Origin of the sequence: Sphingomonas asaccharolytica NBRC 15499 (genome assembly GCF_001598355.1) — a bacterium.
Classification (GTDB): domain Bacteria; phylum Pseudomonadota; class Alphaproteobacteria; order Sphingomonadales; family Sphingomonadaceae; genus Sphingomonas; species Sphingomonas asaccharolytica.
In genome coordinates this window covers 1-6,782 of sequence record NZ_BCYU01000133.1, presented here as the reverse complement: position 1 = coordinate 6,782, position 6,782 = coordinate 1, and the positions used below count along the sequence as shown (strand labels likewise).

Annotated in this window: 7 protein-coding genes; 4 read left to right on the top strand and 3 right to left on the bottom strand. The window is 64.8% G+C overall.

Features of this window, described 5'->3' with window-relative positions:
• The 4 genes from SAS01S_RS21105 to SAS01S_RS21090 form a co-directional block, all read left to right on the top strand.
• Positions 1-298, top strand: a 298-nt coding sequence (locus SAS01S_RS21105; protein ID WP_218016349.1) for a GcrA family cell cycle regulator, incomplete at its 5' end; no start/stop codon positions are given.
• A gap of 127 nt (positions 299-425) precedes the next feature.
• Entirely contained in the window at positions 426-2,408 is a 1,983-nt protein-coding gene (parE, locus tag SAS01S_RS21100) for a DNA topoisomerase IV subunit B (protein ID WP_066813062.1), read from the top strand.
• A gap of 143 nt (positions 2,409-2,551) precedes the next feature.
• Complete coding sequence (locus SAS01S_RS21095; protein WP_066813060.1) at positions 2,552-3,748, top strand: hypothetical protein; 1,197 nt, start codon at positions 2,552-2,554, stop codon at positions 3,746-3,748.
• A 137-nt stretch (positions 3,749-3,885) separates the two neighbouring features.
• Entirely contained in the window at positions 3,886-5,073 is a 1,188-nt protein-coding gene (locus SAS01S_RS21090) for a serine hydrolase (RefSeq protein ID WP_066813058.1), read from the top strand.
• Positions 5,074-5,128: 55 nt separating this feature from the next.
• Here SAS01S_RS21090 and SAS01S_RS21085 read toward each other — a convergent pair whose 3' ends face one another.
• Genes SAS01S_RS21085 through SAS01S_RS21075 form a run of 3 tightly spaced genes read right to left on the bottom strand, consistent with a single transcriptional unit; the run spans position 5,129 to position 6,701 of the window.
• Entirely contained in the window at positions 5,129-5,395 is a 267-nt protein-coding gene (locus SAS01S_RS21085; protein ID WP_066813056.1) for a hypothetical protein, read from the bottom strand.
• Positions 5,368-5,913: a GNAT family N-acetyltransferase gene (locus tag SAS01S_RS21080; RefSeq protein WP_157082936.1), complete on the bottom strand. Its 546-nt coding sequence runs from the start codon at positions 5,911-5,913 to the stop codon at positions 5,368-5,370. Before SAS01S_RS21080 ends, SAS01S_RS21085 begins: the two co-directional genes overlap by 28 nt.
• The gene (locus SAS01S_RS21075) at positions 5,910-6,701 is read right to left on the bottom strand and encodes a LysR family transcriptional regulator (protein ID WP_066813052.1); all 792 of its coding nucleotides are present in this window, start codon (positions 6,699-6,701) and stop codon (positions 5,910-5,912) included. Before SAS01S_RS21075 ends, SAS01S_RS21080 begins: the two co-directional genes overlap by 4 nt.
• Positions 6,702-6,782: the final 81 nt, after the last annotated feature.

The following is a 6,782-nucleotide window of genomic DNA, read 5'->3' as shown; positions in this document are numbered from 1 at the left end:
CCAGGCGCCGGGCGAGCAGCAGCCGCCGATCGCGCCCGCGCCGCCGCGCCGGCTGGTGCCCGCCAAGCCCTCGCCGGAGATCGCCGGCAAAACCGGCCTGCTCGATCTCAACGACAAGATCTGCAAATGGCCGCTCGGTCACCCCGGCGAGCCCGATTTCCATTTCTGCGGCGACAAGGTGAACCCCGGTTTCCCTTATTGCGTCGCGCATTGCGGCCACGCCTATCAGGCACAGCTGCCACGTCGCGATCGCCGGCCGCCGCCGCCACTGCCGTTCGGCGGCCCGCGCGTCCGCTGATCCGCGATCATAGATGAACGCAAATCGCGCGTCCCAGGAGCATTCGGGCGCGCGATTTGCTGTGGATAGCCGGTGCCGTCGTGCGCGCGGCCCTTGCGGCGGATTCCGCCCCTCCTATACGTGATACATGTCCGACGATTTGTTCGCTTCCTCCGGTAAGCCCGGCACCGACTATGACGCCTCCTCGATCGAAGTGCTCGAGGGGCTGGAGCCGGTGCGCCGCCGCCCCGGAATGTATGTCGGCGGCACTGACGAGCGCGCGATGCATCACCTCGCGGCCGAAGTGCTCGACAATTCGATGGATGAGGCGGTCGCCGGGCACGCCACCCGGATCGAGGTCACGCTGGAGGTCGGCAACCGCCTGACGATCATCGACAATGGCCGCGGCATGCCGGTCGACCCGCATCCCAAATTTCCCGACAAATCGGCGCTAGAGGTCATCCTCTCGATGCTGCATGCGGGCGGCAAGTTCGACGGCAAGGCCTATGCGACCTCGGGCGGTCTGCACGGCGTCGGCATCAGCGTGGTCAATGCGTTGAGCGAGGACACGGTGATCGAAGTCGCGCGCAACCGCGAACTGTTCCGCCAGCGTTTCTCAAAGGGGATCACGCTGGGTCCGATTGAGAAATTGGGCCCGACTCCCAATCGCCGCGGTACCTCGGTCGCATTCACTCCCGATCCCGAGATTTTCGGGCCCGAGCTGCTTTTCAAGCCGGCGCGGCTCTACAAGCTTGCGCGCTCCAAGGCGTATCTGTTCGCCGGCGTCGAGATCCGCTGGAGATGCGCGCCCGAACTGATCACCGACGACACCCCGGCGGAAGCGGTGTTCCAATTCCCCGGCGGGCTGGCCGATCATCTGAAGGAACAGATCGGCGACCGCGAATGCGCCACCGCCAACTTCTTCTCGGGCAGCCAGGATTTCCCCGGCGAACAACAGGGCCGCGTCGAATGGGCGGTCGCCTGGCCGCTCTGGTCCGACGGCAGCTATAGCTGGTATTGCAACACCATCCCCACCCCCGACGGTGGCACGCACGAAGCCGGCCTGCGCGCCGCGCTCGTTCGCGGCATCCGCGCGTTCGGCGAATTGGTCGGGCAGAAGCGCGCCAAGGACATCACTGCCGACGACGTGATGGTTGGATGCGAATTGATGCTCTCGGTCTTCATCCGCGAGCCGCAATTCCAGAGCCAGACCAAGGACCGGCTGACCAGCCCCGAAGCGGCGACGATGGTCGAGCGCGCGGTGCGCGACCATTTCGATCATTTCCTCAGCGACAATATGGATCGCGGCAAGGCGCTGCTCGGCTATGTCGTCGAGCGGATGGACGAGCGCCTGCGCCGCAAGCAGGAGCGCGAGGTCAAGCGCAAGTCGGCGACGTCGGGGCGCAAACTGCGCCTACCGGGCAAGCTGACCGATTGCTCGGCCGACGATCCCGTCGGCACCGAAATCTTCATCGTCGAAGGCGATTCGGCCGGCGGATCGGCCAAACAGGCGCGCGACCGCAAGACCCAGGCGATCCTGCCGATCCGCGGCAAGATCCTCAACGTCGCCTCGGCGACCAGTGCCAAGATCTTCGCCAATCAGGAGATTGCCGACCTGACCCTGGCGCTGGGCTGCGGCACGCGCAAGGATTGCGAGCCGGACAATCTGCGCTACGAGCGCGTGATCATCATGACCGACGCCGATGTCGACGGCGCGCATATCGCGACGTTGCTGATGACCTTCTTCTTCCAGGAAATGCCCGACATCGTCCGGCGCGGGCACCTCTATCTGGCACAGCCGCCGCTCTATCGCCTGACCGCAGGCACCAAGAGCCTCTATGCGCGCGACGACGCGCATCGCGCCGAGCTCGAGGCCAAGGAGTTCAAGGGCAAGAAGGTCGAGGTCAGCCGGTTCAAGGGCCTGGGCGAGATGAACCCCAATCAGCTCAAGGAAACGACGATGCACCCCGGCTCGCGGGGGCTGATCCGCATCACCCTGCCGCAGGAATATGAAGAGCGCGCAGGCGTGAAGGACCTGGTCGACCGGCTGATGGGCACCAACCCGGCACACCGCTTCGCCTTCATCCAGGAAAACGCCGCGCGGCTCGATGAGGAAGCGATCGACGCTTGATGCCGCTCTGGGTCGGGCCGACGAATTAGTGGGCGTCGTTTTCAAACGATCGACTGTGTGAGAGTCCGCTCCGCTCTGGTTATACTTTCGGTCGCGAGGGCGAAATGGTAACGAACTTCTATGTGTTCGGGAGGAGTGGTATCATGTCGCGCGCATTCACGTTGTTCGCTTTTCTCCTTGCCTCATCGCCTGCAGCCCTCGCCGCGCAAGACGTGCCGGCCAAGCCGGACATCGTCATCACTGGTGAGCGCTTGCCCGACCTGCAGAATGCACTGAAGGCCTGTATCGAACGCAAATGTCCGCCCGATCGCGATATTACGGCAACCCTGAAGGTCGCTGAACAACAGTTTGTCGATGGCAAATATGAGGACGCGCGCTCGACGCTGCTCAAATCGATCGGCCGTAACAAGCGCTTCTCGCATGATTATCCCGAACCCGTGGCCGACTTGTTTCGCGCCAATTATCGAATTGCCGCGCATCTGGGCGATGGAGAGGCATTCCGCGTCGGGACCTTCGATATGGTCAGCGCGCTGAAGGCCGGCTTGCCGGACACTGATCCGCGCGTGCTGGGCGGGGAAATCGAAGTTGGCGACATGTATGCGCGGTTCAATCGAATCGATGAGGCGGTTGACAAATATTCCAGCGTCGAGCATCGAGCGATCAAGCTCGGCCTCTATAATATTCAAGGCATGGCGCGCCTCCGCATCGTCGCGCTGTACAGCCAACTCGCGATAGCGTTGCCGTTCCAATATAAAGGCGACGCTCACAAGACAGCCGACGAGTTGGTCAACAGTTCCGACCCGCACATGAAACCATTCGGCCAGGCCGCGCGCGTGCTGATGGCGCGACTGGACGCGAAGAACGGCGATACGAGCGCGGTCGACAAGCTGATTGCCGACTATCGTGCCGCCGGCAACGGAATGACTCCCGTGCTGCTCTATGCGCCGCCGCTCAAATCGGCAGATGACAATGACCGCGGAGCGAATTCAGGAGAGACCCTGACCAAGTTGTCGCGGACCAACTATGACGGCGAATGGGTCGATATCGGCTTCTGGGTAACCCCCGACGGCCATGTTAGCGACGCCGGCGTATTGCGGTCGGGTAAGCCGATGGATGAGCCCTATTGGGTGAAACCGATCCTGACGGGGATAAGCGCACGGCGCTATGCTCCGCTCAAAATGGATCAGTCGCAGCCAGGCGTTATGCGCGTCGAGCGCTACACGCTGACGGCGCGGCTTACCACCAATACAGGATCGCGCCTGCTGGTTCGAGAGGCAAGGCCGCAGATCGAGATGCTTGATCTGTCGACCGATCCGCCAGCCGGTCCGAAAGCCAGCTGATTCAGGTGATGATTGGGTGGATCATTCGCGCGTTCTTCTCGCTAGCTTGCGCGGTGGCGACTACATCCGCGACGGCCCAGACTCCCGTTACAACGCCTGCGCCTACCGACCCTGCGCTTGGCGCCCGGGCGCGCGAGTTGATCGGAGTCGTCGCCGGCACGGGGGATTTCGACGGCTATTTCGCCCCGAGCTTCCATGCCGCGTTGCCCAAAGAAAAATGGGACGCGGTCGTGGCCTCGATGACGGGCCAGATGGGGAAGCCGGTGGCGATCGATAGGCTGACGGCCGTCACGCCCTTCTCGGCCAATCTGCGAGTCCGGTTCGAGCGCGGCGTCGTCAATGCCCAGATCGCGATCGACCCGGCGCCGCCGCATCAGGTCGTCGGGCTGTTGTTCACCGGCCCCGAAATGGCGGGGGATACGCTCTACAAGCTGGCCGCCGATATCCGCGCGCTGCCCGGGACGACCGGCCTCGGCATCTATGCGCTTGGTGACGGCGCGCCGCGCCTGATGGCCGGGATCGCGCCCGACAGAGCGATGCCGCTCGGCTCGGCGTTCAAGCTGTGGGTGCTTGGCGAACTGGCGCGCGAGGTGGGGGCGGACGAGCGCAAGTGGAGTGATGTAGTGCCGGTCGGGCCCGCCTCGCTACCCTCGGGCATCACGCAGAACTGGCCGGCGGGCAGTCCGGTGACGATCCAGACGCTCGCCACCCTGATGATATCGATCAGCGACAACACTGCGACGGACACATTGGTATCGCTCGAAGGCGATCGACTCGATGACTTCGTGACCAAGGCGGGCGTGCCCGGCCTCGCGCCGGTGCTGACGACGCGGCAGATGTTCGCGCTGAAGAGCCCCGCCAATGTCGGTCTCGCGGCACAATGGGCGAGCTCGCCGACCCCATCAGCGCGGCGCAAGATACTCGAGACAAACGCTGCGCGGCTGCGGACGACGCCGGTCGATCCGATGATGTTCGCTGGAAGGCCGAGCAAGATCGATACGCTCGAATGGTTCGCCAGCCCCGCCGAGACTGCCGCAATCCTGGATTGGCTTCGCAAGCAGGGGGGCGAGACGCCCTTGTCGTTGCTGGCGATCAATCCCGGGGTCGATCCCGCCACCCGCGCGAAGTTCGACTATGTCGGGTTCAAGGGCGGGTCGGAGCCGGGCGTGGTCACGCTCAATTTCCTGGTTAAGCGCAAGGACGGGCGCTGGCTCGCGATCAACGCCGGCTGGCATCGCAACGACGCCGGTGTCGAGGAGAATCGGCTCATCATGCTGATGACACGGGCACTGGTGCTGCTTGCCGACTCACCCTTGCCGAACTGACGAGACGCGGAGCGGAAAAGGAAAATCCCTTCTCCACTTGGGGGAGAAGAACGTTCTACCCCCCGCGCATCCGGCGCGCGTGATAAGCCATTCGCAGTACGATCGCGGTCAGCATCAGCAGCATTCCCCAGGCGACGACGATCATCGGGATCAGCGCAGGGATCGCCGGCCAGGCCCAGGCGCGCAACCCGGCGACGATGGCGCCGATCAAGGTGATCCCGATCCCGCCCCAGCGCACGCCGCTGGCGACGCCACGCAGTTCGCGACGATACGCCGCCAACTCGAGCGGGTCTTTCAGGTTCGGCGACGGGCGACTTTCCATTCGTCCTCCAGCAATCCCCAGATCAGGCTATCGCGCACGCCGATATGCGTTTCCCATTCGGCGCGCAGCCGCGCCTCGAGCGTGAAACCCAGCCGTTCGAGCACCGCGATCGACGTCTTGTTGTCGGGGTCGGTGTCGGCGAACACGCGCCTTTGCCCTTCCGCGAACAACAGGTCGATCATCGCCGCAACCGCTTCGGTGACGATGCCGCGGCCCCAGAAAGCGCGCTTCAGGACATAGCCGATCTCGGTCACCTTGCCCTGGCGCTTTTCATAGCAAGCGACGGTGCCGATCGCGCTATCGTCGCCGCTCAGCGTGATTGCCCAGGCGCGCCAGGTCGGATCGGCAATGCCTTTTTCCAGCCGCGCGCGGCTTTCTTCCAGCGTCTTAGTCGCGGGATGTGACCCATAGGTGTTGGCATCGGCGTCCGAATACATCGGATGGAGCGCGTCGGCATCGTCGATGCGCAGCGGACGCAGAATCAGCCGCTCGGTCGTCATCACCGGGAGCGTCGTCACGCGCCCAGCGCCTCCACCAACGCCTTGACCTTCTTCTGCCGCCATTGCGGCAAGGGCGCGACCAGCCAATAGCCCAGGCGATAGGGCTTGGCCTCGCCGATCGCGACGACCCGTCCCACCGCGATGTCGCGCCGCGCGAGCAGTTCGGGCACCGTCGCCCTCCCCAATCCTTCGGCCGCGGCGTCGATCGCCAGCCCCGCATCGGCGACGCGAACCAGCGACACCGCATCGTCGTTGAGGCAGCCCGGCCAGGAAATCCGCGTATCAGCGCCGCCGCCCGGCCGCTGTACCGTGATCATGCCTTCGGATTCGAGCGCCTCGCCCTCATGCTCGCTCGGCCCTTCGCCCCAGCGGATCGCCAGATCGAGATTGGCTTGGGTGAAATCGAGTTCCTCATCAGCGGCGATCAGCATGAAGCGCATTTCGCCATCGGCCGCGCTGATCTCGGCGAGCCGCGGCATCAACCAGCAATGGAGCACATCACGCGGCGCGGCGATGGTCAGCGACTTGGACGACTGTCCCGCCTGCATCGCGCGGACCGCTTCCTCGAATTGCAGGAACCCCTGGCGCAACGCGTCGAGCCCGGCCTCGCCTTCGGGCGTCAGTTCCAGGCCCTTGGTGGTGCGGCGGAACAGCACCACGCCCAGCGTATCTTCCAGCGCGCGAATCTGTTGCCCGACCGCGGCCGGGGTCACCGCGAGCTCGTCGGCGGCGCGGGTGAAGGACAGGTGCCGGGCCGCGGCGTCGAGCACACGCAGGCCGTTGAGGGGAAGATGGGTGCGCTTCATCTCGCGTCGTCCCGGCGAAGGCCGGGGCCGCCGGCGGCACGCGACTCGCCCGACAACGTGGCGGCCCCGGCCTTCGCCGGG

Bases quoted from the DNA above. Each gene is read 5' to 3' on its own strand.
- SAS01S_RS21095 (WP_066813060.1), top strand. From the start codon at position 2,552: ATGTCGCGCGCATTCACGTTGTTCGCTTTTCTCCTTGCCTCATCGCCT.
- SAS01S_RS21085 (WP_066813056.1), bottom strand. From the start codon at position 5,395: ATGGAAAGTCGCCCGTCGCCGAACCTGAAAGACCCGCTCGAGTTGGCG.
- parE (WP_066813062.1), top strand. From the start codon at position 426: ATGTCCGACGATTTGTTCGCTTCCTCCGGTAAGCCCGGCACCGACTAT.
- SAS01S_RS21075 (WP_066813052.1), bottom strand. From the start codon at position 6,701: ATGAAGCGCACCCATCTTCCCCTCAACGGCCTGCGTGTGCTCGACGCC.